Here is a 26390-nt window from a genome sequence, read left to right as displayed (position 1 = left end):
TTCTGTATTGCTCGACGGATTGCCTCTGTCGTCGTGGCGCTGCCGTGTAGAACCTGCCCCATAGTGCTTCCTTCCACTCATGCGAAAAGATTGCACCATCAAAGTCCGGGATTAAACACTTTAGCGCCTGGCTTCGTCGAAGTCTGAAATGGTCTCAAGGACCTGTCCGCAATCTCGCGCTCCATGATGGATGCCCCTGCCGCACCGGCGTGCGCCTTCGCAAGGTGTCGGAACGAGAACGCCCCAACTGAAGCCTCTTACAAACTCCAGCCAGGGCGCGTGCGATGCCGGTTGCAACACCGCGCCACCATTCTACTCTGCCTCCGATAAGCGTCAACGGTGGTCAAACAAAAGCGCCCCGGCTGAAGGCTGAGCACCAAACCTTCTGCCAGGACACATGCGATAGGTTCCGATATCGCCCGCAGAATATGATCGCGGATCGCGATCATGGGAGAGCGCGTGAGCACATCACCATAGAATGGTGATGTGCGGTTGTTGGATCGTGTTCCTCGGTCGCTCGAAACCGTCGGTTAACCATGAAGGTCCATGCTCTCCCTTGTGCTTCAAGGGCTGGGCGGGCTTCCTCTTACCTGGAGACGGTTGATCATGGTGGAGAAAAGTTTCACCGACACGATCGAAGAGAAGTTGGCACTGATCTCTCCGACGTTGAAGGCCATCGAGTTCGGAGGAGATCTGCCCTATCTCCACGAGCTGCAGACGCTTCTCAGACAGCACCTGACAAGCCTTGTCGTCCAGTTCGAGCGAGATCCTGGCCTGGATGCCGCAACGACCGATCTGTACGCGGCAGCTGCCGCTGTCGTGAACGACACCACAAAGGCTTCGCAGCCGCTCGCTCGAAAACGTCGTCTGCTCAAAGAGGCTCAAACTCGCTTCCACGAGCGCATTGCGACGGCACGACCGAGCGAAAGAAGAGCCTGTGCTTCCTGGCGACAGAACGAGCTCTTCCTTGCAGCCTGATCCAAACCCAGGTTCCGCGTCAGCGAACAGTGGACCCTGCTATTGGCTGACGCGGCCCACCGGGTTTAGAAGTCCATGCCACCCATGCCGCCGCCCGGCATCGCCGGAGCGGATTCCTTCCTTGGCAGCTCGGCCACCATGGCCTCGGTGGTGACGAGCAGTCCGGCGACGGAAGAAGCATCCTGGAGGGCCGTGCGAACGACCTTTGCCGGATCCACAATGCCGGCTTGGACCAGATCGACGAATTCCTCGGTCTGGGCATCGAAGCCGAAGGTCTCGGACTGTGCGTTGTCGGTGATCCTGCCGACCACGATCGAGCCCTCGACGCCGGCGTTCTCGGCGATCTGACGGATCGGAGCCTCGAGAGCGCGCAGCACGATGTTGATACCAGCTTGAATATCGGGGTTGTCGCTGGAGAGCTTGGCAACCGCAGCCCTGGCGCGCAGCAGAGCCGTGCCCCCGCCTGGAACGATACCCTCCTCGACGGCCGCCTTGGTGGCATGAAGCGCGTCGTCGACGCGGTCCTTCTTCTCCCTCACCTCGATCTCGGTGCTCCCGCCGACATGAATCACCGCGACGCCGCCTGCGAGCTTGGCCAGACGCTCCTGGAGCTTCTCACGGTCGTAGTCCGAGGTGGTCTCCTCGATCTGCGCCTTGATCTGCTGAATGCGCGCCTCAATGTCTGGCCGAGAGCCAGCTCCGCTGACAATGGTGGTGTTTTCCTTCTCCACCCGCACGGTCTTGGCCCGCCCGAGCATGTCCAGCGTGACATTCTCGAGCTTGATGCCGAGGTCTTCGGAGATCGTCTGGCCGGCGGTGAGAACGGCGATGTCCTCGAGCATGGCCTTGCGGCGGTCGCCGAAGCCCGGGGCCTTCACGGCCGCGATCTTGAGGCCGCCACGCAGCTTGTTCACGACCAATGTCGCAAGGGCCTCGCCCTCGATATCCTCCGCAATGATCAACAGCGGCTTGCCGGTCTGAACGACAGCCTCGAGGATCGGCAGCAGAGCTTGGAGTGACGAGAGCTTCTTCTCGTGGATGAGGATGTAGGGATCCTCGAGCTCGGCCACCATCTTCTCGGCGTTGGTGATGAAGTACGGCGAGAGGTAGCCGCGGTCGAACTGCATGCCCTCGACGACGTCGAGTTCTGTCGCAGCCGTCTTGGCTTCTTCGACGGTAATGACACCCTCGTTGCCGACCTTCTGCATGGCCTCCGCCAGCATGCGGCCGACCTCGGCATCGCCGTTGGCGGAGATGGTGCCGATCTGGGCGATCTCTTCGGACGAGCCAACCTTCTTGGCGCGGGACTGGATGTCCTTCACGGCCTCGGCGGTGGCGAGATCGATACCGCGCTTGAGGTCCATCGGGTTCATGCCGGCAGCCACAGCCTTGGCGCCCTCACGGACGATGGCCTGAGCCAGAACCGTCGCGGTGGTGGTGCCGTCACCGGCCACCGTGCTGGTCTTGCTCGCCACTTCGCGCACCATCTGGGCGCCCATGTTCTCGAACTTGTCGGCCAGCTCGATCTCCTTGGCGACGGTGACGCCGTCCTTGGTAACGCGTGGCGCTCCAAAACTCTTCTCGATCACCACGTTGCGGCCCTTCGGGCCCAGCGTGATCTTCACGGCATCGGCGAGGATGTCGACGCCACGGAGCATCTTCTCACGGGCGCTCGTAGAGAATTTGACTTCTTTGGCTGCCATAGCTTCCTCCAATTCTGATCGTTCTCGAGTGACACCGTCTAAGCGGCTTTCTGGGCGTCAGCAGTCCGTTCGATTACGCCCATGATGCCGGATTCCGTCGGGATCAGGAGCTTTGACCGTCCGTCCAAACCTCGGTGCCGGACCACTTGCTGAAGAGCACGCTGTCGCAGAGGCCAATGGCGACTTCAGCCTCGATGCGGCGGACGACAACAGGGTCGTACACGGGAAGAAAGGTCATAGGGCTCCTCCTTGTTCTGTTCGTCAACGAGGGGCACTCGTATGCGCCGGGCAGTTACTTTAGCACTCGACACACCGGAGTGCTAAGGAGAGATAATCATGCCGCCGGGAGGGCTGCAAGCCTATCCTTCTTGAGGAGAGGAGCTTGGGGGAGAACCGGACCCTCGGGAGCAGCGTTAAACCGCCATACGCTGCTTGGCCGTACCGAGTCCCCTTGAAGCGCGGAGAAGGCCGTTGAGGACATCCGTAAGCGGAGACAGACAACCCTTGCCAAACGACGATACACCGGAGGCCTGAGCTGGCCTTCCTCACCCTCGTCCTCCATGCATGTTCAGGAAGGCGCGGCAAGCCAAATCGCCTCGGAGAATGTCATGACAGACCACAACCACGATCGGCACGAGCATTGGAAGCAGCACGGTGTTCAGGTGATCAAAGGCGATCGCCTCGATCCGAACACAGCGCAGACTCCGGGCATGTTTCGCCAGGCCGCGATCAATCATGCCCGGGTCGGCGCACAGAAAATCTGGGCGGGTACGGTCTCGATCCAGCCGAATGCCAAGACTGGGGTGCATCACCATGGCGAATTGGAGAGTGTCATTTATGTGGTGCGGGGCAAGGCTCGCATGCGCTGGGGCGAGCGGCTGGAGTTCGTCGCGGAGGCCGGGCCGGGGGATTTCATCTATGTGCCACCCTTCGTGCCCCATCAGGAGATCAACGCCAGTCCAGACGAGCCCCTCGAATGCGTCCTGGTGCGCAGCGACAACGAAGCCGTCGTGGTGAACATCACCGATGTGGACCCGGTCGAACAACCGGAGGAGGTTTACTGGATCGATCCGATTCACAAGCAGCCGGAATAGGCGCAGGATAGCGCCCCGGAGACGAGCCCAAACGCAGCCGATGCTTGAATCAGGCCGGCAGAGAATTCACTCCGCTGGCACGCTAGCGCATCGAGCGGATCCGAAGGGCCGCGCCGGTCAATGTGCCAGACAAGAGAAGGACCGCCTGATCAACCGCTAATGTCGCGTCGGATACAGGCCTTCAAATGTCCGGGCGAAACCTCTTCGAGCGGAGGCACCACGGCCGCACATCGTTCCTCCGCATGAGGGCAACGCGTGCGAAAGACACAGCCCGAGGGCGGATTGGCCGGGCTCGGAATGTCACCTCTCAGGATCTCGCGCGTGTGGGCCTTGGCCGGATCCGGAGACGGAATTGCCGAGAGCAGGGCCCGCGTATAGGGGTGACGTGGATCGCGATACAATTGCTCGCTCGGGGCGATTTCCATGATGCGACCAAGATAGAGCACGATGACTGTATCGCAGATGTATTCGACGACGGCCAAATCGTGCGAAATGAACAGCATGGACAGACCAAGGCGGATCTGCAGGTCGCGCAGAAGATTGACGATCTGAGCCTGAATCGAGACGTCGAGCGCGGAGACAGGTTCGTCGGCCACGATCAGCTGCGGCTCGAGCGTTAACGCCCGCGCAATGCCGATGCGCTGGCGTTGGCCGCCGGAAAACTCATGAGCATAGCGATCGAAAGCATCGGCCGGAAGGTCAACTGCCGCAAGCGCCGCCTTGGCACGTTGGGCCCGCTCCTCACGCGTCCCGATCCGTTGAATCTCAAGACCCTCGGTCAGAATCTGCCCGACGGTCATTCGCGGTGACAGGCTGGCGAAAGGATCCTGAAAGATGTACTGCATGTACTTGCGCTGACGGCGCATCTCGGCGGAAGAGAGCTTGGTGAGGTCAATGCCGTTGAAGCGCACCTCGCCCGAAGTCGGTTCGATGAGGCGCAGCACGGAGCGCCCGATGGTCGTCTTCCCGCTGCCTGACTCCCCGACAAGGCCGACGACCTTCCCGCGCGGCACGTCAAAGGAGATATCGTCAAGCGCGCGCACTGCGGAGCCGCGGGAAAGGCCGGTCGGCTTGAAATGCTTGGTCAAACCTCTGACCGAGAGCAGCGGTTCCTCCATCTTAAACCTCCTGCCATCTGATGCAGCGGCTCTTCCGTCCATTGCCGCTTTCGTACAAGGACGGCATTTCGACCCGACATGCGTCGACGGCATAGGAGCAACGGGGAGCAAAGGAGCAGCCTTTCGGGAGCTGAACCAGGCTCGGCACGGAGCCCGCGATGGTCGGCAGCGGGATGCCCCTTCGCCTCAACTCGGTCGCCTCTCCCAGCTTGGGGACCGAGCGCATCAACCCGACTGTATAGGGATGCCGTGGATGTGCGAACACATCGGCGACTGAGCCGGTCTCGACGATGCGGCCGGCATACATCACAGCCACTCGGTCGGCGATCTCCGCCACGACTCCCAGGTTATGCGTGACGAACAGGATTCCCATGCCCCGTTCAGTCTGCAGCTTCTGCAGGAGATCGAGGATCTGGGCCTGGATTGTCACGTCGAGCGCGGTGGTCGGCTCGTCAGCGATCAGCAGGACTGGATCGCAGGCAAGCGCCATGGCGATCGTGGCACGCTGGCGCATGCCACCGGAGAGCTCGTGCGGGTATTGCCTGGCACGCCGTTCGGGATCGGGGATGCCGACTGCGGTCAGGAGCCCGACCGCTGCGGCGGCTGCATCCTTGTGGCTGCGCCCGAGATGGATGCGCATCGGCTCGGCGATCTGCTCGCCGATGGTATAGACGGGATTGAGGCTCGTCATGGGTTCCTGGAAGACCATGGCGATGTCGTTTCCCCGAATTTGCCGCATGCTCTCAGGGTCAAGTTGGGCAAGGTTCTGCGTCTGGCCCGACTTTCCTCGAAACAGAATGCTGCCGCCGGCTATCTGGCCTACCCGTTTTGGAAGAAGGCCCATGATCGACAGGCTGGTGACGGATTTGCCTGAACCGGATTCGCCGACCAGCGCCAGGGTCTCGCCCGGCGCAATGGTCAGATCCAGATCCTGTACGGCCGCGACTTCGCGCTCGCCGATCCGGAAGATCGTCTTAAGACCCGAAATGTCCAGGATCGGGGCCGCATGCATGGCTTCAACTCACGAGCCCGGCGGCTCGAACGATCACGTCGACCTTCGAAGCCTCGTCGGCATTGAGCGAGCGCTGCGGCTGGGCCATCGTGTTGGTGGCAACGACACCGAGTGAACGCATGGCCGTCTTGAAGGCGCCGACACCCGCCGAGCCGGCGCTGGTGCGGGGCAGGGAAACCCAGACCATTTCGAACAGCCGGCACAACCGCTCCTGCTCCTTGCGCGCGGCCTCCCAATCGCCAGCCCGAGCGTAGTCCCACAGCCGGACATAGCCGTGCGGATCAACGTTGGCGAGACCCGGGACGACGCCATGCGCTCCCATCTGGAGGGCGTTGTCGACGACGATCTCAGAGCCCGTCATGAGGAAGACGTCAGACTTGTCGGCGAGATCCAGCAGACAGAACCGGAAGTTCCCGTCATCGCCGCTCGAGTCCTTGAGCCCGGCGATGGTGCCCTCACGAGCCAGCGTCACGGTTGTGCTCCGTTCCAGCTTGGTATGGACGCAGACCGGAATGTCGTATGCGATCACCGGAAGGTCGAGCGCCTCGCGCAGGTAGCGGAAATGGTCGATCACCTCCGGCTGGCTCGTCCGGGTATAGAAGGGAGCCGTTGCGACGACGGCATCGACACCAATCGACTGCGCCAGTTTCGCATGGTCGATAACCCGATGGGTGGTCGGATCGATCACGCCGGCCAGGATCGGCAGGCGCCCGTTCACCACTTTCACGGTGTGTTCGAGGATCCGACGTCGGGTGGCCTCGCCGTGAAAGATCACCTCGCTCGTCGATCCGAGCACGAAGAGACCGTGCACGCCGCCAGCGATGAGATGCTCCAGCACCCTGGTATAGGACGGATAGTCGACCTCATAGTTCTCTGTCAGAGGAGTAACGACGGGAGGCACGACGCCGCGAAAGTTAATCATGGTAAGCCCTTGCTGCTTGGTCATTGAAGATCGGAACGGGGATCGAAGGCGTCGCGCAGGCCGTCGCCGACGAAGTTGATCGCCAGCACGGTGATGACGAGCGCCACGCCCGGGAACATCCACTGCCAGACATACTGCTCGAGCACGCTGGTCGAGCGCGCCGCGTTCAGCATATTGCCCCAGCTGGCCTCGGGAGGAGCGATGCCGAGCCCGAGGAAGGACAGACCCGCCTCAAGCAGAATGGCATTGGCGATCTGCAAGGTCGCGTAGACCACCAGAATATCGACGCAGTTCGGCAAGCCATGTCGGAGCAGAAGATGTCCCATGCCGGCTCCCATGCCGCGTGAAGCGACCACAAAGTCGCGTTCGCGCAGCTCGAGGAGCCGGGCTCGGATCATGCGCGAAAGCACAGGCCAGGACAGCAGCGAGATCACGGCGATTGTGGGCGCGATGCCCGTGCCGACGATCGAGGCGAGGACGAGCAACAGGATCACGGGCGGCAGCGTCATGGCAAGGTCGACGAGGCGCATGATGGCGCCGTCGACTACGCGGCCGCTGAAGGACGACACGGCGCCGACGAGGAAACCGATGACGATTGAGACCGCCACCGAGGTCACGGCGACGAGAAGCGAGATGCGACCGCCCTGCATCAGACGCGCAAGGACGTCGCGGCCGACGCCGTCCGTCCCGAACCAGTGGCTGGCACTCGGTCCCTTGTTGAGGGCGCGCAGGTCGATCTGGTTAGGCGAGTAAGCCCACCAGACGGGATAGGTCAGGATCGCCAGGACGATGACGGCGAGGACCGCGAGCCCCAGCAGAGCGACGGGATTGGTGGCAAACCGGTCGAGTGCCCTGGCGATTGGCCCTCTTCGGGAAGTGGATACTGCGGTAGCGGCACTCATCGTCAGGCGACCTGGATGCGAGGATCGATGGCGGCATAGGCGATGTCGGTCAGGAGATTGACCATGATGACGCAGGCACCGACGATCAGCGTCGCCCCCATGATGACCGGGTAGTCTCGGGTATCGACGGCATTGATCAGCAGCAGGCCCATGCCCGGCCAATTGAAGACGCTCTCGATGAAGATCGCGCCGCCCACCGCGATGCCGATGGTGGACCCGATGAGTGTGACGACCGGCAGCAGCGCGTTGCGCACCGCATGTTTCATGATGACCCAGAACTCCTTGACGCCCTTCGCGCGGGCGGTGCGGACATATTCCTGATTCAGAACCTCGAGAAGTGACGCGCGCATGTAGCGCATGATCAGCGCAGCGTGGCCAATGGACAGAAGGCAAGCCGGCAGAACGAGATGAGCCAGGAGATCGCCGGTCGAGAATGGCGCACCGGGTGTCAACATGCCACCCGACGGCGCCCATCTGAGAACCACGGAGAATAGATAAAGCCCGAGGAGCGCCGTCAGGAAGGCCGGGCTTGAAATGCCAAAGAAGGCGACGATGGAAAAGCCGATATCGGTTGGAGAATTCCGCCGGACCGCGCTGAGGATTCCTGCCGCAATGCCAAGTACGATCGCAATCGCAAGTCCGGCCGCCATCAGCAGGACGGTCGGACCGATGCGTTCGAGCACGAGGGGCAGAACCTTCACCCCATTGCGCTGGATCGAGTAGCCGAGATCACCGGCGGCGGCGGCCCGCAGCCATGCCAGATACTGGACAGGCAAGGGCTGATCGAGCCCGAGGCGCGCACGCAGCGCGTCCATTTCAGCCTGAGACATGGCGACGTTTGGGTTCACGTAAGCGTCGATGGGATCGCCAGGGGCCAGACGGAGGAGGATAAAGACGAGCATGCTCAAAGCGACGAGCATCAGCAGACCGGTGGCGAGGCGCCTCAAGATGTATGGCAGCATGAGTGTGCTCTCGTGATTTCAAGTGAGGAGATGGCCGGACTAACGCCGCGCCACCTCCCCCTGAGCCGTCGGACGGCTTTGTCTATTTCTCGATCGACCACTTCTCGGGGTGAGCATTGTAAGGTCCGCCGGCTGGAGCAGGCACCCAGACGAAGTCCTTCAGCTTGGTCGAGGCGACGCCATAGCGGTTGGCGACCCACATCGTGGCCCAGGGAAGATTGGCGTTCATCACCTTGCAAACATCCTGATAGCGGGCATTCAGCTGCTGCGGGTTGGTTTCTGCAAGCGCGGCGTCCAGCGCCTTGGTCAGGTCCGGCATCTCGATGCGCAGGAAGTTTGCTCCAGCAGGGGGCTTCTGCGCCGCGTTCAAGCCGATATTGATGCCCGATGGATCAGGTCCGTTCTGAAGTCCGGCGTAAACGAGCGGGAACTGGCTGAAGTCAGGATTTGCCGCGTAGATGATGCCATTGTAGGTCGGGGTATCGACCACGCGCGGAACCACATTGATGCCCACCTGCGCGAGCATCGCCTGCACGGCGGCCATGACGTTGGCAGCCTGGGGTGTGTTGTAATAGGTCAGCCAGGTAACCGGCTTGCTTCCATTGATCTTGTCCCAGCCGGCCTCCGCCAACAGAGCCTTGGCCTTGGCTGGGTCATACTTGTACGGGTTCAACCCTTCGGGGACGAGTTGCTTGGCGACGTAGCCGCAATTGGCAACGGTCGCGGCTCCGCCATAGAGGCTGTCGATGATAGCCTGACGGTCGATGGCGTGCATGATCGCTTGGCGGACACGAACGTCCTTCCAGAGCGGAACCTGTTGATTGAAACCCACATAGTTGGCGACAAAGGACTGTCCCTCGATGACGCGGAAGCTCTTGGTGTCCTTAAGAGCCGGGACATCGTCAGGCTCGACGTAGGTAAACTGGATTTCTCCCGCGCGCAGAGCCGCCACGGCCGCAGCCGTGTTCTTGAAATAGCGATTGATCACCCGGTCCACCTTGGGACGGCCAAGGCGATAATCCTCGTCGGCAGTCAGTTCGACATACTGGTCGGTCACATATTGCTTGAACTTGAACGGGCCGGTTCCAATCGGCTTGGTTGCCCACCATGTGCTGGTCGCCAATTCCTTCGGTGTCATGCCGGAGAGCGCATGTTCAGGCAGGATCATAAGCTTTGTCAGCGTCGCGAGGAAACCCGCATCCGGACGCGAGAGTTTGATGACCGCCGTACGTTCGTCAGGCGTCTCGACGGAGGAAATGGCATTCAGGCGGGCGGCGAAGACCGTTCCGGTTTCGCCGTTCTTGGCAAGGTCGACAGTAAACTTCACGTCCTTGGAGGTGAAGGGCTTGCCATCGTGCCAGGTCTCTCTGGCGAGCTTGAAGGTGTATTCCGTCTTGTCGGCGTTGACGCTGTATTCGGTGGCGAGTGTCCCTTCGATGGCCGTCAGGTCGGCATTGTAGTTGATCAACGGCTCGAAATAGACATTGAGCCAGGTGAAGCCGCCGGTCGCCGCGAGCGGATTGAAGTTGCCCTGGAAGCCGCCCGGACCAACATCGAAGCCGCCGGTGATCGTCTTCTGCTCTTGCGCTGCCAATGGCGATATCAGGGCCGTTGCCCCAAGAAGAGCTGAGATGGGGACAGCTCGCACGACGTTTTTGAGCGACATTACTTCCTCCCGTTAACTGTTGGTGGATCTTCTGTTATTCGCGATAACCTCAGAGATACCTTCGTAGTGTTTGTCGAGCCTCTCTCGGGCTCGTTCGACATCGCGCGCCGCAATCGCCTCAATGATCTCATGATGATCACGCCACGTGGAGAGCGGGTCGGCATTGGCGAGGTTGGCGAAGTTGGAAGCCTTGTAGAAGGCCCGCCAGAAAACCTCGATCAGGCCGGTGAGCATTCGGTTGTTCTGGCAGCGGAACAGCAGCCTGTGAAACTGCTCGTCCTCTTCGGCGAAGCTTTCGTTGCGCTCGGCGCGCTGGCGCATCCGTTCCGTCACTTGGCGCAACGCGGCAAGATCGTCCTCGCCGATCATCTCGATCGTTTTGTGAATAAGACCAACCTCGAGGACGCGGCGCAGCTCGCGAAGTTCCTCAACATCCCGCAAGGCGTCACCGAGACCATAGGCGAGATTGTCCAGGAGCGGCTGGAACGAGAATTCCTTCACGAACACGCCGATGCCGCGACGGGTTTCCAGGATTCCGAGGGATTCGAGCGCTTTGATCGCCTCTCGCACGGAGTTGCGGCTGATCCCGAGCTGCTGAGCAAGAAAAGTTTCGGGCGGCAGGGCATCGCCGGCCTTCAGCTGATTATCCTCAATGTAGCTGCGCAAACTTTCCTGCACGGTGACATGCAGAGACGGAGGCTTGGTCAAAGGCTTTATGTCTTTCAAGCCGGACATGCTTACTCCTGCTCACCGGGCATTCGCGCGAGTGCATCGAACGTGAAAAGTGGTCCTACTTTTGAGGTCGATCCGATGCTCGACCCCGCAAGCGGCCCTTCGGATCGCACGAGGCGCTTAGCGAGAACCACTATTCATCTTGATGCATAGCAGGTTGTAGGATATCCAGCAAGTGGACTACTGGACAGGCATAGGGACATGCGGGTTTGTCTTTTGGGTGTCAGTCACTGGCACGCCGCGATGCATCTGGATGCAGTCAGGGCTTCCGGCGGCGCTGTCATTACGGTTTGGGACCAGGACGCGAGAGCAGGAGCTGACTTTGCCGGCGCTCACGGACTCACCGCCTGCCAAAGCGCGGGGCAGGCGCTCGCCCGCAGGCCCGACCTAGTGGTGCTCATGGGCTCCCCCCGGGAGGTTCCGGACATCGCCTTGGAGGTTGTTGCCGCAGATATCCCGATGGTTCTTGAGAAGCCGGCGGCCAGCACGACGGGAGAGTTGCTGCGGATCGTCAAGGCTGCCCGGAGCCAAGGCCGCTTCGTCGGCGTGCCTTTCCCGAACCGCTTCGGGCCTGTCTTTCAAGCAATGGCGGAGCTTGAGGCGGAAGGCCGCCTCGGCAAACTCGCCCATGCCCATTTCCGGATCGTCAATGGTCCGCCACAACGTTACCGGGACGACGGCGTCGGCTGGATGCTCGATCCGGCGGTCGGGGGTGGCGGAGCGTTGCGCAATCTCGGCATTCATGGCGTCGATGCCGCCCTCTCCCTCGCGCAGGGAACATTGCGGGTCGTCTCAGCCTCGATCGGCAATCGTATCCACGACGAGCGGGTCGAGGATCATACGCTTCTGATTCTGCGCGACGAAGCCGGAACGCTTTTTACCGTCGAGGCCGGGTACACCTATGCCTCGATGGCTCCTGGCGGCGATTTCGAATGGCGGATCGCCACCGGTAATGCCTATCTGATCGATCGGGGCGAGACGGCGCAATGCGCGACGCTGGACGACGGACACACGCGCGTGCTTGCTCCCGAGCATCCCAGCACGCGCTACCGCCTGTTCATGGCCGACACATTCGCCAGGCTGCGCTCGGGTGAGGCGCCAGCGGTAGACATCGAGGATTACCTGGCAGCGATGCGGATCATCGACGCCGCATACGAGAGGGCAAACGCATGATCGGAGTTGGGATTATCGGGGCCGGCCATTTCGGCGCAGTTCACGCCCGCGCCATGACGGGCGTCAACGAGGTCAGGCTCGTCGCATCCTGCCGGGAGAATGCGGATGCCGCAGCGGCCTTCGCGGCCGAGCATGGTGGCAAGAGTTACCGTGACTGGCGCGCCCTGCTCGACGATTCGGCCGTCGATGCCGTCCTGATTGCCACGCCGCACCACCTGCATGAAGAAATCGCCGTCGGGGCCGCGCGGGCGGGCAAGCATATCCTGCTTGAAAAACCAATGGCGCCGAGCGTCGATGCTTGCGATGCCGTGCTCGCAGCGGCCAACGAGAACTGCGTCAAGCTGATGATCGGGCATGTGATGCATTTCGCCCTGCCCTGCCTCAAAGCCAAGGAAATTATCGATTCAGGTGTCCTCGGCCGACCAGTGTTCGGCACGAGCTGGATGATCAAGCTCTGGATGGAAAGCAACCGCCGCCCCTGGCACCTCGATCACGCCTCGGGTGGTGGTATGCTGATGACGGCAGGAATCCACGCGCTCGACCGATTGATCTGGCTCATGGGACAGCCAGTCACCCGGGTGACCGCAATGACCGGCACCTATTTCCACGAGCAGCAGGCCGACGATTCCGCGCTGATCGGATTACGCTTTGCGAACGGACAGATCGGCCAGGTCACCAGCGTCGGTTACCGCAATGGGGCGGTGACGTTCGCCATGGACCTCGTGTGCGAGAAAGGCATGATCCGGATTGATTTCGACTACGGCGTCTCCACCGGTCAGGATGGGGTCTGGACGCCGGTCAGCGGGTCCATTGAGCCGAATTGGATGGACGTGGCCGTGGCACGCGAGTGGCAGGCATTCGCCGCAAGCATCATGAACGATACGCCGTCGCCGGTCACGGGAGCCTATGGGCGCCATGTCGTCGCCTGCATCGAGGCGGCCTACCGGGCAAGCGCCAGCGGATGCGAAGTGCCGGTCGCTGATGCAGCGACAATGCAACCCGCACCCAACGCTCAACAGGCTCGGAGTTCTTCATGACTTCGTTGCTTGCGGACGCCGCACTCACAGACAGCCTGCGAGGCGGCTTGATCGTCTCGTGCCAGCCCGTTCCCGGCGGGCCATTCGACGATCCCGCGTCGGTCGTCCGCTTCGCGCTAGCGGCCCAGAACGCCGGCGCCCGAGCCCTGCGAATCGAGGGCGTCGCCAATGTCGCGGCGGTCGCCGCCGCCTGCTCGCTCCCGATCATCGGCTTGGTGAAGCGCGATTTGGCGAACACATCCGTCCGGATCACCCCCTGGGTCGAGGATATTGCCGCGCTGTCCGAGGCCGGTGCGGCGATCATCGCTTTCGACGCCACCGACCGGCCGAGATCTGTACCGATCAAAACGCTGATCGAGGCGGTGCACGCCCGGGGCCACCTCGCGATGGCCGACATTGCGACAATCGCCGAGGCCAGGAGCGCGGACGCACTTGGAGCAGACATCATCGCCACCACGATGTCCGGCTACACGGAGGAAAAACCACCTCCGCAGGGGCCCGATATCGACTTGGTGCTGGAGGCAAGCAGGCTCGGCAAGCCTGTCTTCGCCGAAGGCCGCTACAACGAGCCGCGCCTTGCGGCCGCAGCCATGCGGGCCGGAGCCACTGCGGTCGTTGTCGGTTCCGCCATCACCCGCCCAGAGCACATCACGCAATGGTTCAGCAACGCTATCGCGGCTGCGGCACTGCCGGAGAGACCTGTTCTCGCAATCGATATCGGCGGCAGCAAGACGGCCGTTGCACTGGTCCTGGGAAACCGCATCATCGAGCGGCGGCAGATTTCAACGAGACCTGCCGATGGCGCGGAGGAATGGCTGAGACTAGCCGTCGACGTGACGCGCGATTGGCGCGGGCAATATGGTGGCGTGGCGGCCGCGGTAACCGGTCTGGTGCGCAACGGACGCTGGACATCGGTCAATCCGGCGACCCTGCCGGTCCCAGCCGACTTTCCTCTGATACCACGGCTGGAAGAGCTCTTTTCCTGCCCGGCCTTCGCACTCAACGACGCTCAAGCCGCAGCCTGGGGCGAGTTTCGCTTTGGCGCCGGCCAGGGGCGTGATCTTCTCTTCCTGACGGTGTCGAGCGGGATCGGAGGAGGTGCCGTCATCGGTGGGCAGCTCTTGGATGGCGCGAACGGCCTCGCTGGGCATGTCGGCCAGATACTGGTGCCAGCATCTGACAACCGCTATCACCGCTTGGAGGATCTGGCGTCCGGGTTTGCCATAGCGGCTGCGGCCCGCACAGCCGGGCATGACGCGAATGCTAGAGCGGTTTTCGCCGCCATGGCAGCGGGCGAAAAGTGGGCCGAGCGCATCGTCGAGGAGGCCGTCGACCATCTCGCTCTAGCTCTACCGGGATTACAGGCTGTTCTCGATCCGCAAGTGATGGTGATCGGTGGTGGTGTGGGCCTCGCACCTGGCTTTCTTGCCCGTCTCGAGAACGCTCTGTCCCGTTTTCCCACGGCTCTCAGACCCTCTCTCTCGCTTGCTTCACTTGGAGCCGATGCTGGTCTACTTGGCGCAGCAGACCTTTTGGACAGGCGGCGTTCTGTCGCGTTCGTCTAGCCGCGGGGCATCCTTCGTCTTCGGTCAGATCCGGCATGAAGGCCGGAACAACCGCCCCGTTGACGCGAGCGCATCATGAAACGCTTCAAGTCAGCGGGGCAGGCCCAACACTGCCCGTCCGCCGATGATCAGGTTGCAAATCTCTTCGGTTGTGTCGCAAGCCCGGAAAAGCGACAAGAAAACGACAAACACTCGGTAATGCGTTCAGGCAGCGAATTGATCGAACCGCTCTGCGAGTGACGGCTGTGTATTGCAGGCATGCTTCACCCGCTCCTTCCGCATCATGCGGATCATCTCAACGCCGCCCAAGATCACTCGTGCACTCGCAATAGAGTTGAAGCTCTGCATCGACTGGTTCGTCTCCTAACGGCACGATCAATGTGACGATGTCGTTCCATTTCGAACCCGATAGGAGGTCACGGATTCGCCAGTTGGCTTTTGATCGCGCGTTCGATCCACTCATCACGCGTCATTCCAGCCCGACCCGCCGCTTCGTCGATCTGGTTGAGCAGATCCGGTTTTAGGGCCGTCTGAACGAGAACATCTGTCTCATCGGGATTCGCCGGCACATAGGCCAATCCCGTTACCAACCGCGCAAACCGACGAACTCGGTCGGCTTTCTGCTGATCCGAAAGAGTGCTATCGGCGGCGACGAGCGGACAATAAGCGCCAATCAGGTGGTCCACGATGAGTGCAGGCTTCATCCCGCTGCTGCGAAGATTGGTCATGAGCTCCCCAAGCCGGTTGCCTGCGGTGACGTCATTGGCCCCTGAATACAGATCCTTGAGTGTGGGAGCAGTTCCCGTTGCGCTTGTGGCGGTCGTCTCCGGGCAAGTGAAGGCTGCAGCATCGGCTGGTGCGAGGGCTACGCCTCCGATTCCCACGATAGACACCAGAGCAATGAACAACGCGTGTCTAACGGCCATCATGCCCTCCAATTGCATCTTACAGGGCTCAGCATCTTAACGCTTTGCACATGCCAGCGGTAGATCGCCGAAGTAGAGAATTGCGCCAGGCGGTGAGTTAACATCTCTGTCTGGAAGGTTGTACAGGGCCGATCCGCTTAAGAAACCGGAGCACGGATAACCGTGATGACCAGGAGTTCTACTCCGCACGGATCGGCTACATGTGCGCAAGACCAACTTCGCCATCTCGAAACCCTCTTGCGACGCACGGCCGGTCCATACATTGGGGTCAGGCGGTAAAGTTCGCTGACTTTTCGAAATGTCCGACGCTCCCCGCGTGCGCGGATATCCGGCGTACTTCAGGGATGTGCCGATTTCGTTCTCTCATGGGTCAAGGGGTGGCTCTAGAGCAAAAGATGCGGATCGGACTATGGAGGCGCCCTGCCAAGCGTGACAGGAGAATTGCAGTCGATCCGGTTCTTCGGACTTGCTCCGGGAGCACCAGTGCGGCGCCTCGCAGGGTATAGTAACCTTCCTCCACTGGTTTAGGAGCATGCTCGATGTCCTTTGAAACCAAGCGGCTCGGCACATCGCCTGACGCGACCGCCCCTGACGGATCCGAGGTGCGCATCCTGTGCAGCGCGAGTCGGGGCAGCCTGGCCCATTTCACGTTGCCGCCGCATGCGGTTTCGAGAGCAATGGCGCATCATACCGTTGACGAGGTCTGGTACTTTGTCTCGGGCTGCGGGCAGGTGTGGCGCAGCTCGCATGACTTGGAAGAGATTGTGGACGTGGAGCCCGGCGTCGCCATCACGATCCCGGTTGGCACCCACTTCCAGTTTCGCTCCGTTTCGCCCGAGCCGCTGACAGCGGTTGGGACAACCATGCCACCCTGGCCAGGCGAAGGCGAGGCATTTGCCGTCGATGGAATCTGGGAACCAACCGTTTAGTGGCGTCCCTGAAATCTCACGTCAAGGAATTGGCATAGGGCATCAAGGCCTGCGAGAACGTCGCGCAGGTCAAATCCACAAGGGGATCATGCCGGGAAGCAGATCAATCGGCTGGAGCTGCTTCATCCAGGTCGATTGGAGCATCTGCACGGCATCAAAGGCGGCACCTGAGGGCAGTCTGGAAAGATCAGCCCAACTGCCGAATGCGGCATTCAGATCGTTTGAGGCCTCGCGCCATCGCTTTAAATGGCATTACGGCGCGAGACGATCAGCACTACTTCTGGAGGTTGGTACTGAAGAACTTCAGCGCCTCCGCCTTCGCCTCGCGATCCACTTGTGCGTCGTAGCGGAGTGGCAGATTGAACTTCTGACCGATCTCCGTTGCCTCAGGGTTGGTGAAAGCGTGCACCGCGCCTGGATATTCGATGATCCGGTACTCTGCCTTGGCCGCGTCGAGATCCTTCTTGAGCGCCTCGTATTCCTCGCGCTTGACGAAGGGATCGTCCGCGCCGTTCAGAATCAGGACCTTCGCCTTCACCACCCCTGGTCCCGGCGCGGGCGTGTTGAGTCCGAGCGAGGCGTGGAAGCCCGCAACCGCATCGAGGTCGGCACCGGTGCGGGCCATATTCAGCACAACGGCGCCGCCGAAGCAGTAGCCGACGGCGCCGATGCGCGTTGAATCGACTGAGGCATGCCCGGCGACTTGGCTCCGCGCAGCGTTGAACCGTGCCTCCATCACCTTCGGATCCTTCATCACCGAGGTCGCAAGCGCACCGGCATCCTTTGGGTTGTCGGCGGTCTGGCCGTCTCCGTACATGTCTGCGACGAATGCGGTGTAGCCCTGCTGCGCGAACTTCCGCGCCTCGTCGCGAACGTGGCTCGTAATTCCCCACCATTCGGGCACCATGACGATCCCGGGGCGCTTGCCTTGAGCCGCATCGTCGTAGACGATGAAGCCCTTCATCGTCCTGCTGCCGTCCTGATAGGTAACCGGCTCCTCTTTGATCGCCGCATGTGCGTTCACGGTCATCGTCAGGGCACAGAGTGCCGCCGCCATCATCGTCATTCGCATGAGGATCTCCCAGAGCATTGGGGAGATGGTGCCGAACCCGACCTCTCTCAGGTGAACGGGCCCTAGCCTCCATCCTCGAGAGATTGTGCTCCTTTCCGAAGCTTGTGGCTATCCTCTGGTTGCTTGTATTCGCGTTGAGATAAAGCAGCTCGATCCAACAGGGAATTTGCCTTCGCCTGTGACCTCAAAGATGCTGATGCATGAAGGCCCCAGACTTCGCGAGGGCCTGACGCCCTGGTTCCAGATGTGCGTTCCACAACGGCCAAGCATGGATCCGGCCAGCCTCGGTGACCAAGCGTCGATCTCGCTCTTGTTCATAGGCTTTAACTCCGTTCGCCGCTATTGACGTTCGTGCGCCCGTAATCGCCCGGATTCACGAATCCTAGCGTCTGGTGAGCTCCCAAGATGCGTTATTCTGCTCCCTTGTACATTCCGGCAGCGGCATTCCGATGGATCCCATCATGCTTTCAGACGTGGAACCCGCGCCAGCCAAATCTTACCCTGCGTCACGGGATGATGCGGCGCCCCACGCACATGCGTCATGCTCTTACCCTCCAGCCAGGAGGCCAGGTCCGACGAGATGTAGCTCGAGCCATTGGCCGACCGCAGCTGGGGCCTGTGCTCGACCTCCACCTGCTCAAGGCCGGAGGCTCCGAGCGCCATCTCCAAAGTCTCGGTAACGTCTTCAGCTTTCTTGGTGGCGCAGAGCTTCCAAGTGAGGATGGAGCGTGAGAAGTCGTCCAGCACACTGCGGATCTTCTCCTCGGCGGAATACTGCTTGCGAGTGGCCCGGCGGATTTCCTTCACCGCCGTCTCGGCCGGCTCCTTGGCCGGTCCTCGTTCTGTCTCATCATCTCTTCCTCAAGGGTTACGATGAACCAGAAACTCTTCCTTCTTCAACTTGTCTGACAGTATCTCGGCGGCACCGATAAGGTCGCCGCTTGGTCGGGTCGCACCTCTTCTGGATGAGTCGACCTCGATACTCCGTTATGCCACGCTGCTCTGCAGATCTGTGAAGTTCAGGACGTTGTCCTGATTTATCCCGGCTGCCGTCCCCGATGAAAGCCAACCATTGGAGGATCTCATGGTCCACCTCGTCATCAGAGTCATTGGATCAGCCAAGTGGGTGACGGTCGAGGACCTGAGCGGTCCGGTGATCAAGTTCAATGACCGCGTCGAGGCCCAGCCCAAACCCGGTGACTACAGCAAAGATGTCATGGTCGACATCCACTCCACCCCGACGAGGCCCGGACGTGCGGTCGTCTACGCCGGGCGTCGCGAGAGCGACAGGTCAGTCAAGTTTTATTGCGAGAATCTCACGAGGTCATGCGTCCTTAAGATATCTGACGATGACCTTCGGCCCAGGAGTGAGGACAGCGCGGGTTTTGCCGATTGCGAATGCAGAAAAATCGCGCTGCCTAGAGAGAAAGAGCCACTTCCTGAACAGACAGAGGCTGAGCAATCGGCAGGTGATCGCGCAAGAGCGGATGCCGGAGCGGATGCAACCAGTAGCTAATGCACTTTGCGGAGAAGCGGACCTGCTTTTTCGCCGACGCGGACCTACGGTCCACACCGGACAATCGCTCATTCCAGAGGTGAAATCCACTCCGGGCACGATGCTTTAAACGAAGCAATTCGTTGCAGGCGGGAAGAGACTGGCGAACTGCCCAAGTGCGGCTGCATGCTCGCCTCGTCGCAGCAATCATGAATTGGTCAGGCGGCCGCCCCTATGGGACATCTGCATGCGGCTGTCATAGGTGTTGGGCGCGCGTTTTCCGGGAAGATTGGCATCGAGAATGAGGGTTTCGGCCGTATCGACCGCTGCGCTGATTTCCATCAAGGGCGTACGCATCTTCAGGCGCCACATGCGATAGCTGTTCGAGGCGAGTGGGCCGGTTTCGTCAAACCCACACCCGACGGCGGGCAGGTCCGGCCCATCGTAGTAGAAGGCGTAGATCCGGGTCTTGTCGGGCCTGAAGCAATGTCCTTCGAACGCATAACCGTAAATGGCCGCGATAACGACCGTATTATTTTGAAGGACATTGAAGCCGCCCGCGCCCATCCGGTAGCGAAGATCCAACTGCAGCACGACCGTCTCCTGCGCGGGACGGAAATTGACATGCTCCGTCAGGTCGAGGCGGGCATAGTTCTGGACGGCGTTGAGTTTGACGCCGTAGAGGATGATCTCATCCGTTGCGAATTGATCAGTACTGCCAGGGGCCGGAACTTCGGAAGCATAAGGCATTCACTCTCTCCAAAGCGTTGAAGGTGTGTTGCGTCAAAGAATGTCCCGCCAGACGAAATTGTCATGGATCCTGTCGGCGAACCGATGCCCCCGCCCCTGTTCCATCCGGCGCACGATGGCGCTTGCCGCATTCCGGAATGAGAGAGTGTCGGGGTTCAGGGATTCCCAGGAGCGAAGCAACGCGTCACCGACGATATCGCGCGCCTCTTGCAGGGCCGACTTCACGGCAAAGTGCCGGATCTGGTAATCCTGTTTCGATACTGCGAGCTCCCGGTCGATGTCGGTTTGCGTCAGACTTTCGCGAACGGACTTGATCCTTCGCGTGTCCAGAGAAGCAAGGCCGCGTTCCAGTAGAATGAGCTGAAAGATCTCAAGGAGTGCGTCGAACATCGCGCCTGTGAACGGCCTCGACAGGTCATGCACCTCGCTTCCCACATCGGACAGCTTGAGAGAGTTGCTTGCCTTTCGGATCTGACGCTCGTCGAACAGCTCAGCCACGCGGTCGAGCTCGTTCGAGACGAACAGGTTGCCGTTGGTCCGCCGCAGCATTCTGTCCAGAGCCGTGTCGAAATGCAGGAGGCCGATCAGTGAAATGAAATCCGCCGCGAACTCGTGATAGGCGAGATACTCGACCCCGGGACCGTACCGCTCCGGCACCCCCAAAGTGCCGAACAGAACCAGATGCCCGGTCTCGTGCGCGATCACGTCGAAGTTGAGAGCATACGGAACGGGCTCGTCCCGGCTATCGTCCTCCCCGAGTTCCAGGAAGCCGTATCCGGACTGAGCATTGGTCCAGGGGAGGTGTGGAATGATCTCCAGGCGTTCGTAGGTTGGCAGGAAGAACCACGGAATCTCGCAGCCTACATAGCTTTCACAAATATCCAGGACTCTCCTCACGCATGCGAAGGCGTGCGCGGCCATGAACTGACGTGTGTGGACGGGAATGTAATCGAAATGTCCGTCCGGCCCCGGCTCCGCCAGAGGATACGATTCTCCCGTGTAGGGAGGAAAGTAAGGCCTGTGATAGGGTGCTTTGGCGATCAAAGGATCGGTCACATACATCCGGTGATCTTCGGGACCGGTTCCCACACCACCCGGCGGCGTCGATATCCAGATGATTTCCGGCTCTTCATAGCCTGGAATGAAAGGGGCCTGCGGATGGACGCGGAAGCGGGTTCCCAATAACGGGGCTCCCGATGAAGCAGTGTGCCATCCGGTAGGTGAGACGTCCATAAGCAGGCTCGATGTCCAGCGCCGGTTCGAGCTTGGCACATCTCCACCGACGGGTCACGGCTACTACCCCCTTTGCGCACCAAGCCGGCCTATGTCGAATCCGGCGTCTTCAAGATCCCGAACGAAGGCTTCCGTCAGCTGAAATCGAGGGGCGCGGACGGCCTCCGTCATACGCGTCCCTGTTCGCATTGCCAGCTGGCGCAGCAGGCCGATAGCGTCGATCCGTTTCTGACTGATGGTGTGATCGCGTAGCCAAGCCTGCAGGTTGCGCAGGAGTAAGGCGTATTGTGCCGGGATCTCGGCTTCTGCCCTCGTCAGGACATGAGAGTAACTGCGCTCGAGAAAGTGGGTGGAGCGGGCGATTCCGACCAGATGCTCGCGAAGGTTCGGCGGAACGATTCCAGCGCGCACCGCGCGGTTGAACGTGATCCTCATGTCGATGAGTGCATCGCCTAACGCTCCTGCGCCGAGTTCGGGAGGAGCCATGGCGACCGCAACCTCATCGTCCTCGGCGAAGGGAACTGACCGATACCAGCGGTAGATAAGGCCATAGCCCCTCATACCATAGCCCGCGAGTTCCGCCGCGCGGAGCGCGCCGAGGCTTGACGCCCCGAAGATTTCGACGCCCTGAGCGAGAGCCCACAGGATCTCCTTATGACGCACCGTCGGGACCGAGCCGAAAGCACCATCGATGAGAACGATAATCCGCGGCCGCAGCAATTGCACGGCCTCGATGATATCGCCCTGATCGGCTGGAGCGGCATAGTGAGCCTGAAGCAGATTTCGCGCTTGCTCCTGTGGCAGACTTGGTCCCAGGAAGACGACGATCCGGTTATCCATGCCGGCCTCCAGGCCATAGACGCAAGGGCGGAGCGACGACGCGGACCACATAAACTCCCAGCGTTAGGGAAGTGAACAGAGGGACTACCAAGATCGCGCGCGCTCCGGCCTGTTTCAGCGCCTCGACGAGCATGGGCAGCCCCATGGCATTCCCTTCAGGAGCATGCCGATCCGTCCCGTGCGATACCGAACCTTTCGAGCGAAGCTGATTGCGCCATTCCGCCAGATGCTTCCGCTCGTGCGAGGACGGGTACATTCGTCGCGTCAGGTCCTCCCGCGCTCCCGCGATGGTGGCTGCTCTTGCCTGACACGCCTCCAGGAGCGCGCTGACGAGAGCGCCGTCGTCGGTGAAGCGGCAGGCCGATCCTTCAGCGGGCATCGGGGCCAGCTCTAATGGCCATTCGCCTTCCATCACGTGGCAGCGATAGACCGGCAGGGGATGCGCTTCCTGCGCCCGCCAGGCCGCCACGACGAAGCCCGCTTCCTGCACTCTGCGCAGCAGCGACACGGCGTCTCCTTCGCGGACCGTCGTCAGATCGATCTGGAACCGTTCGTAGAAGTATGGTGTGCGACGCGTTCCGACCAATGCGTGCCGCTCCAGGATCTCGAGACCCGCTTGAAGGATCGCCGCTATCAGGCTCCTTCCGGCACCCAGCCCCGTTGTCACGCGCGGAAAGACCGCCGGATGTGGATCGGGACAGGTGTAAACCGTATCGACGAGGGGAAGTGGTACAGCGCCGGGAGCGGAGGAGATTAGATCCCAGCCGTCGATCAACGGAACCTCGCGCGACGCCCAGTTCGTCTGCATGGCAGGGTCGACCCATGGGGCGTATAGCTCCATCCAGTCCAAGCCCAGGGCCAATGGCGCTGCCATGCGTACGACTGCATCCGGGATGCGCTCCGCCGCCCATGTTTCAAGAGACTCCATGAGGCCGGACGCGGCCGCCGTGAGCATGTCCAGACCCTTTCCCTGGGAAACGGCATTGGAGAGCGCAAGCGGCCTCGCGACCTGCACGACGGGCAAGCCAATGCGGTCGAGCCGGGTCAAACTGCCCACACGTGTAATGCCGAAAGTCTGGCGGTTTCGGAGGAGAAGGCGCAACCATGAACTCAGTTCGTCTGCATCGATACAAGCGGCAGGCGCACCATCTTCCGCTATGAGAAGATCGGGAACATGACGGACGTGAGGCGCGAGGATTCCAGTTATCGGCATCAGCCTTGGTCCAGGCGCTGGAGATCATCGCGAACGCGTTGAGCGATTGTCTCGGCCCCTTGCGCTACAGCCAGCGAGAGTGCGCGCTCCAGATCGAGTCGCACGAGCACTGCGGAGCGCCCGCATTGTTCGCCAAGTGCCGCACGCCGCCGATAGAGCTCCGGCAGCCAGAACACATCGCTCGTCCGCTTCGCATACTCGAGCGCCTCCTCTATGGCCCGAAGAGCGAGATCGTCGCGGCCCTCGCATTCGAGCGTCGCGGCTCTCATATCCATGTAAAGGGGGAGATCCTCCTCCGTGCCAATTTTCAGTTGATGCTTCAGGCCCCGCTCAAACTTGCCGCGGCCCTCAGTGACATGACCTTGCAGGGCAAGGGCCCAACCGGAAAAGATATCAGCTTTCGCTTCGCAATTGGGAAGGTCATGCTGTGCGGCGAGCTCCCGCATCCTGGCGGAGAGCCGCAGCACCTCGGGGCCGTTCTTCTCGAAATGGTTGAAGATGAGCGCTACATCCAGGGCGTGACAGATGCTGCCGAGATGATTGATCTCCTCCGCCCAGTGCAATGCAGCTTCGACGCTCTTGGCAGCGGCCGCGCGATCACCACGGAACCAGAGCGACTGTCCCCGCTCCGCTAGGCCGCAGACCTTGGCGTCATGCCCTCCATACTTTGTCCGATTGAGGACGGCCCGTTCCCGATCGTAAAGCCGCAGACCTTGATCGATGCATCGGAGACAGTCCAAATGGTTGCCCGCATGGAAATGGGTTGCCCAGGAACAGTGCAGCGCTTGAAGCCTGATCTCCGGGTCAGACGTCTTCTCCAGATCGGAGACGATGACCTGCGAGCGCGCAACCGCTTCGGAATTCGGCGAAGTGATCCACCAGCCCCAATAGAGCGGAAACCACTGCTCCCGATCCGTCGGGCCTTTGCTCCTGCAGATGGCGATGGCCTCCTCGTAGGTGCGACGGGCCTCGCGTGATCCGCTCCCGTACAGAGCCATTTCGACCGGTCCTCTTGTCGCCAGCAGGCGCAGCATGAGGTCGTCCGTCGAGGAAGATTGCGTAACCCGATACAGACAGGTTTCGGCCGATGCCAGAAGCTGATAGGCCTCATGCATAGCGGAGCGGATAGCGCAGCCTTCGGCGGCCCTGATAGCATATTGCGTAGCCTCCTGGAACAGGCCAGCCCTTTCGCAATGCCAGGCCAAGACGTCATCGGACAGCTGCGGCGAACCACTGCCTTTCGAAGCGGCGACGATCCGGCGATGAAGCTCGCGCTGCTCCGATTTCAGCAAGCTGTCGTATGCTGCTTCCTGAAACAGCACATGCCGGAATCGGAAGGATCCCTCTCCTTCCCCACCTGCAGGATGAACAACATTGTTCGCGACAAGGCTTTCAAGGTGGCTCGCTATCGTGTCATGCGGCATCCCGCCTGCAATCGCCACCAGATGCGAGAAGAGGAATTCCCGCCCGATGACGCTTGCAATCTGGGCGATCCGCCGCCCGCCATTCAGGCCGGCGATACGCGCCAAGAGGAGATCCTTGAGTGTCGAAACCCCTTCTTGGACAAGCATGGTCTCCCAGGAGTCTTTAGTGCTATGCGCTGAGCCGAACCTATCCTTGAGGAGGTATGCCAACTCCTCCACGAAGAGCGGAACGCCTTCGCTCCGCGCCTCAATGAAGTGTGAGAGACCTTGAGGAACTGGGTGCGGCTTCCAGATCTCCTCCACCAGTTGAGCGACATTGCCTGACGACAATCGCGCAAGGTCCTGTACGACGACCCCCGGACAGCTGGTCAGATCAGGGCCCACAGGCTCTCTGGACGAGACGACGAGCAGCGCCCGAATACCGCCGATCCCACGCGCCAATTCCGCAATCAACGATTTCGTCAGCGCGTCCGCCCACTGATAATCCTCAAGAATGATGAATTGCGGTTTACATGCAGACCAGGCGGACAGGACATCGATCATGGCCCTGATCGCTGCTCGGCTAAATTGCTGTCCTGGAACATCGATCGGGTTCATATCGCCCCCAAGCTTTCCAGGGCTCACTTCCGCAAGAAGACACAAACTGTCGATGCTCTCCTGACGGGCATCGGGAACGAGCTTCGCGAGATAAGCACGAACAGCGGCGTTATCCACTTCCTCCAACCCTGTGAAGTGCTGGATCTCGCGAATGAATCGGTCGATGAGTGCATGAAATGGACGCCGGTTGCCGCGAGGCTGGCACTGGAACAGCCGTCTGTCGCAGCTCGAGCGATCGACGTGCCGGGAAAGCTCGGATACAAGCCTCGACTTTCCAATACCGGCCTCACCTGTCAGGAAGAGAATGCGTCCTGTTCCTTTCTCAACTTCACTCCAGCAGCGCAGCCCAACTTCAATCTCCTGCACCCGCGCCACGAGAGGCGTATCCGCGCGACGTCGCGTTTCAAATCTTGAATCCAGCTCCCGCTTCTCGAGCGGCTGCCAGACAGGCTGCGGCTCGCTGAAGCCCTTCACGGTGATATTGTCGACGAACCGATAGTGGAATGCGCTATGGGTGAGCCGATGCGTCGTCTCCGATACGAGGACCGAGTCTGGGGCTGTCAGTGTCTGAAGACGGGCGGCGAGGTTGACCGCCAGCCCAATGATCTCGACCCCTCCGGGAAGCCCCACTCCCGAAGAGGAGTTGACCACCACGGTGCCGGTGGCGAGGCCGATTCTCATCGGCACTGCGGAAATTTTGTCGCTCGCCTGCTCAAGGTTCTTACAACGTTGAATGATCTCAAGGGCGGCGCTAACCGCCGCCTCCGCTGCATCTTCCGTTGCAACGGGATAGCCGAAGAAAGCACAGCCGCCATCACCCGCAATCTGGTCAAGATATCCATCGTAACGCTGGATAATGGATGCAACGGTCGTATGGATGGCTCTTTGCGCATCCGCGAATTCCTCAGGGTCGAGCATGCTGAGAAGTGAGGTCGAGTCGACGATGTCGTAAAACATCGCCGTCACCTGTCGACGCTCTCCAATAGGACTCGCAAGCTTGGGATCCGCAGAACCGATAGTGACCGGATTGCCTGTCATAGTTTTCCC

At 60.9% G+C, this 26390-nt stretch carries 23 protein-coding genes and 2 pseudogenes; 8 read left to right on the top strand and 17 right to left on the bottom strand.

Features of this window, described 5'->3' with window-relative positions:
* Positions 1–606 precede the first annotated feature (606 nt).
* Positions 607–978, top strand: a complete 372-nt coding sequence (locus tag ACS5Q1_RS29730) for a hypothetical protein (protein ID WP_473101586.1) — start codon at positions 607–609, stop codon at positions 976–978.
* Between the two features lie 65 nt (positions 979–1043).
* Here the strand turns inward: ACS5Q1_RS29730 and groL are convergent, their stop codons facing one another.
* Together groL and ACS5Q1_RS29720 are read right to left on the bottom strand one after the other, a co-directional pair.
* Complete coding sequence (groL, locus tag ACS5Q1_RS29725; RefSeq protein WP_473101585.1) at positions 1044–2681, bottom strand: chaperonin GroEL; 1638 nt, start codon at positions 2679–2681, stop codon at positions 1044–1046.
* 103 nt (positions 2682–2784) lie between these two features.
* Complete coding sequence (locus tag ACS5Q1_RS29720; RefSeq protein ID WP_473101584.1) at positions 2785–2919, bottom strand: hypothetical protein; 135 nt, start codon at positions 2917–2919, stop codon at positions 2785–2787.
* A gap of 370 nt (positions 2920–3289) precedes the next feature.
* On the opposite strand from ACS5Q1_RS29720, the gene ACS5Q1_RS29715 reads away from it, so the two are divergent.
* Positions 3290–3775, top strand: a complete 486-nt coding sequence (locus tag ACS5Q1_RS29715; RefSeq protein ID WP_473101583.1) for a cupin domain-containing protein — start codon at positions 3290–3292, stop codon at positions 3773–3775.
* 149 nt (positions 3776–3924) lie between these two features.
* Here ACS5Q1_RS29715 and ACS5Q1_RS29710 read toward each other — a convergent pair whose 3' ends face one another.
* The 7 genes from ACS5Q1_RS29710 to ACS5Q1_RS29680 form a co-directional block, all read right to left on the bottom strand.
* On the bottom strand, positions 3925–4893 hold the full coding sequence (locus ACS5Q1_RS29710; protein WP_473101582.1) for an ABC transporter ATP-binding protein: 969 nt from the start codon (positions 4891–4893) through the stop codon (positions 3925–3927).
* A 1-nt stretch (position 4894) separates the two neighbouring features.
* Positions 4895–5905 carry an ABC transporter ATP-binding protein gene (locus ACS5Q1_RS29705; protein WP_473101581.1) on the bottom strand — a complete coding sequence of 337 codons (1011 nt, stop codon included), beginning with the start codon at positions 5903–5905 and terminating at the stop codon, positions 4895–4897.
* 4 nt (positions 5906–5909) lie between these two features.
* On the bottom strand, positions 5910–6827 hold the full coding sequence (locus tag ACS5Q1_RS29700) for a dihydrodipicolinate synthase family protein (protein ID WP_473101580.1): 918 nt from the start codon (positions 6825–6827) through the stop codon (positions 5910–5912).
* Between the two features lie 20 nt (positions 6828–6847).
* A complete protein-coding gene (locus tag ACS5Q1_RS29695) occupies positions 6848–7729 on the bottom strand; it encodes an ABC transporter permease (protein WP_473101579.1) in 882 nt (293 codons plus the stop codon).
* Positions 7730–7731: 2 nt separating this feature from the next.
* Complete coding sequence (locus ACS5Q1_RS29690; RefSeq protein WP_473101578.1) at positions 7732–8691, bottom strand: ABC transporter permease; 960 nt, start codon at positions 8689–8691, stop codon at positions 7732–7734.
* An 82-nt stretch (positions 8692–8773) separates the two neighbouring features.
* A complete protein-coding gene (locus ACS5Q1_RS29685) occupies positions 8774–10357 on the bottom strand; it encodes an ABC transporter substrate-binding protein (protein WP_473101577.1) in 1584 nt (527 codons plus the stop codon).
* Between the two features lie 12 nt (positions 10358–10369).
* Positions 10370–11092, bottom strand: coding sequence for a FadR/GntR family transcriptional regulator (locus tag ACS5Q1_RS29680; protein WP_473101576.1), 723 nt, complete (start codon positions 11090–11092; stop codon positions 10370–10372).
* A 198-nt stretch (positions 11093–11290) separates the two neighbouring features.
* Here ACS5Q1_RS29680 and ACS5Q1_RS29675 point away from each other — a divergent pair, with 198 nt between their 5' ends.
* The 4 genes and pseudogenes from ACS5Q1_RS29675 to ACS5Q1_RS29660 all read left to right on the top strand — a co-directional run.
* The gene (locus ACS5Q1_RS29675) at positions 11291–12262 is read left to right on the top strand and encodes a Gfo/Idh/MocA family protein (protein ID WP_473101575.1); all 972 of its coding nucleotides are present in this window, start codon (positions 11291–11293) and stop codon (positions 12260–12262) included.
* A complete protein-coding gene (locus ACS5Q1_RS29670) occupies positions 12259–13299 on the top strand; it encodes a Gfo/Idh/MocA family protein (protein ID WP_473101574.1) in 1041 nt (346 codons plus the stop codon). Before ACS5Q1_RS29675 ends, ACS5Q1_RS29670 begins: the two co-directional genes overlap by 4 nt.
* Complete coding sequence (locus ACS5Q1_RS29665) at positions 13296–14864, top strand: putative N-acetylmannosamine-6-phosphate 2-epimerase (protein ID WP_473101573.1); 1569 nt, start codon at positions 13296–13298, stop codon at positions 14862–14864. Before ACS5Q1_RS29670 ends, ACS5Q1_RS29665 begins: the two co-directional genes overlap by 4 nt.
* A 63-nt stretch (positions 14865–14927) precedes the next feature.
* Positions 14928–15011, top strand: a pseudogene (locus ACS5Q1_RS29660) (IS6 family transposase); the annotation flags it as partial.
* Positions 15012–15280: 269 nt separating this feature from the next.
* Here the strand turns inward: ACS5Q1_RS29660 and ACS5Q1_RS29655 are convergent.
* On the bottom strand, positions 15281–15592 hold the full coding sequence (locus ACS5Q1_RS29655) for a glutelin (RefSeq protein ID WP_473101572.1): 312 nt from the start codon (positions 15590–15592) through the stop codon (positions 15281–15283).
* Positions 15593–16329: 737 nt separating this feature from the next.
* On the opposite strand from ACS5Q1_RS29655, the gene ACS5Q1_RS29650 reads away from it, so the two are divergent.
* On the top strand, positions 16330–16719 hold the full coding sequence (locus ACS5Q1_RS29650) for a cupin domain-containing protein (RefSeq protein ID WP_473101571.1): 390 nt from the start codon (positions 16330–16332) through the stop codon (positions 16717–16719).
* Between the two features lie 274 nt (positions 16720–16993).
* Here ACS5Q1_RS29650 and ACS5Q1_RS29645 read toward each other — a convergent pair whose 3' ends face one another.
* On the bottom strand, positions 16994–17791 hold the full coding sequence (locus ACS5Q1_RS29645; protein WP_473101570.1) for a dienelactone hydrolase family protein: 798 nt from the start codon (positions 17789–17791) through the stop codon (positions 16994–16996).
* A 492-nt stretch (positions 17792–18283) separates the two neighbouring features.
* A pseudogene (locus tag ACS5Q1_RS29640) lies at positions 18284–18547 on the bottom strand (DDE-type integrase/transposase/recombinase); the annotation flags it as partial.
* A gap of 328 nt (positions 18548–18875) precedes the next feature.
* Between ACS5Q1_RS29640 and ACS5Q1_RS29635 the strand changes: the two are divergent.
* Positions 18876–19307 carry a hypothetical protein gene (locus ACS5Q1_RS29635; RefSeq protein ID WP_473101569.1) on the top strand — a complete coding sequence of 144 codons (432 nt, stop codon included), beginning with the start codon at positions 18876–18878 and terminating at the stop codon, positions 19305–19307.
* A 186-nt stretch (positions 19308–19493) separates the two neighbouring features.
* Here ACS5Q1_RS29635 and ACS5Q1_RS29630 read toward each other — a convergent pair whose 3' ends face one another.
* From ACS5Q1_RS29630 to ACS5Q1_RS29610, 5 genes are all read right to left on the bottom strand, one after another.
* On the bottom strand, positions 19494–20036 hold the full coding sequence (locus ACS5Q1_RS29630) for a hypothetical protein (RefSeq protein WP_203442204.1): 543 nt from the start codon (positions 20034–20036) through the stop codon (positions 19494–19496).
* A 33-nt stretch (positions 20037–20069) separates the two neighbouring features.
* Positions 20070–21218: a hypothetical protein gene (locus ACS5Q1_RS29625; RefSeq protein ID WP_473101568.1), complete on the bottom strand. Its 1149-nt coding sequence runs from the start codon at positions 21216–21218 to the stop codon at positions 20070–20072.
* Between the two features lie 114 nt (positions 21219–21332).
* Positions 21333–22109, bottom strand: coding sequence for a TfuA-like protein (locus ACS5Q1_RS29620; protein WP_473101567.1), 777 nt, complete (start codon positions 22107–22109; stop codon positions 21333–21335).
* A complete protein-coding gene (locus ACS5Q1_RS29615) occupies positions 22102–23322 on the bottom strand; it encodes a YcaO-like family protein (protein WP_473101566.1) in 1221 nt (406 codons plus the stop codon). Before ACS5Q1_RS29615 ends, ACS5Q1_RS29620 begins: the two co-directional genes overlap by 8 nt.
* Positions 23322–26309: an ATP-binding protein gene (locus ACS5Q1_RS29610; protein ID WP_473101565.1), complete on the bottom strand. Its 2988-nt coding sequence runs from the start codon at positions 26307–26309 to the stop codon at positions 23322–23324. The genes ACS5Q1_RS29615 and ACS5Q1_RS29610 overlap by 1 nt, the downstream gene beginning before the upstream one ends.
* Between the last annotated feature and the right edge of the window lie 81 nt (positions 26310–26390).

It is taken from the genome of Microvirga sp. GN3 (assembly GCF_055792825.1).
This window is presented reverse-complemented; position numbering and strand designations above follow the sequence as displayed.

Bases quoted from the DNA above. Each gene is read 5' to 3' on its own strand.
- ACS5Q1_RS29665 (WP_473101573.1), top strand. From the start codon at position 13,296: ATGACTTCGTTGCTTGCGGACGCCGCACTCACAGACAGCCTGCGAGGC.
- ACS5Q1_RS29620 (WP_473101567.1), bottom strand. From the start codon at position 22,109: ATGGATAACCGGATCGTCGTCTTCCTGGGACCAAGTCTGCCACAGGAG.
- ACS5Q1_RS29645 (WP_473101570.1), bottom strand. From the start codon at position 17,791: ATGCGAATGACGATGATGGCGGCGGCACTCTGTGCCCTGACGATGACC.
- ACS5Q1_RS29680 (WP_473101576.1), bottom strand. From the start codon at position 11,092: ATGTCCGGCTTGAAAGACATAAAGCCTTTGACCAAGCCTCCGTCTCTG.
- ACS5Q1_RS29630 (WP_203442204.1), bottom strand. From the start codon at position 20,036: ATGCCTTATGCTTCCGAAGTTCCGGCCCCTGGCAGTACTGATCAATTC.
- ACS5Q1_RS29715 (WP_473101583.1), top strand. From the start codon at position 3,290: ATGACAGACCACAACCACGATCGGCACGAGCATTGGAAGCAGCACGGT.
- ACS5Q1_RS29720 (WP_473101584.1), bottom strand. From the start codon at position 2,919: ATGACCTTTCTTCCCGTGTACGACCCTGTTGTCGTCCGCCGCATCGAG.
- ACS5Q1_RS29695 (WP_473101579.1), bottom strand. From the start codon at position 7,729: ATGAGTGCCGCTACCGCAGTATCCACTTCCCGAAGAGGGCCAATCGCC.
- groL (WP_473101585.1), bottom strand. From the start codon at position 2,681: ATGGCAGCCAAAGAAGTCAAATTCTCTACGAGCGCCCGTGAGAAGATG.
- ACS5Q1_RS29685 (WP_473101577.1), bottom strand. From the start codon at position 10,357: ATGTCGCTCAAAAACGTCGTGCGAGCTGTCCCCATCTCAGCTCTTCTT.
- ACS5Q1_RS29690 (WP_473101578.1), bottom strand. From the start codon at position 8,691: ATGCTGCCATACATCTTGAGGCGCCTCGCCACCGGTCTGCTGATGCTC.
- ACS5Q1_RS29710 (WP_473101582.1), bottom strand. From the start codon at position 4,893: ATGGAGGAACCGCTGCTCTCGGTCAGAGGTTTGACCAAGCATTTCAAG.
- ACS5Q1_RS29655 (WP_473101572.1), bottom strand. From the start codon at position 15,592: ATGACCAATCTTCGCAGCAGCGGGATGAAGCCTGCACTCATCGTGGAC.
- ACS5Q1_RS29675 (WP_473101575.1), top strand. From the start codon at position 11,291: ATGCGGGTTTGTCTTTTGGGTGTCAGTCACTGGCACGCCGCGATGCAT.
- ACS5Q1_RS29730 (WP_473101586.1), top strand. From the start codon at position 607: ATGGTGGAGAAAAGTTTCACCGACACGATCGAAGAGAAGTTGGCACTG.
- ACS5Q1_RS29635 (WP_473101569.1), top strand. From the start codon at position 18,876: ATGGTCCACCTCGTCATCAGAGTCATTGGATCAGCCAAGTGGGTGACG.
- ACS5Q1_RS29670 (WP_473101574.1), top strand. From the start codon at position 12,259: ATGATCGGAGTTGGGATTATCGGGGCCGGCCATTTCGGCGCAGTTCAC.
- ACS5Q1_RS29650 (WP_473101571.1), top strand. From the start codon at position 16,330: ATGTCCTTTGAAACCAAGCGGCTCGGCACATCGCCTGACGCGACCGCC.
- ACS5Q1_RS29615 (WP_473101566.1), bottom strand. From the start codon at position 23,322: ATGCCGATAACTGGAATCCTCGCGCCTCACGTCCGTCATGTTCCCGAT.
- ACS5Q1_RS29700 (WP_473101580.1), bottom strand. From the start codon at position 6,827: ATGATTAACTTTCGCGGCGTCGTGCCTCCCGTCGTTACTCCTCTGACA.
- ACS5Q1_RS29705 (WP_473101581.1), bottom strand. From the start codon at position 5,905: ATGCATGCGGCCCCGATCCTGGACATTTCGGGTCTTAAGACGATCTTC.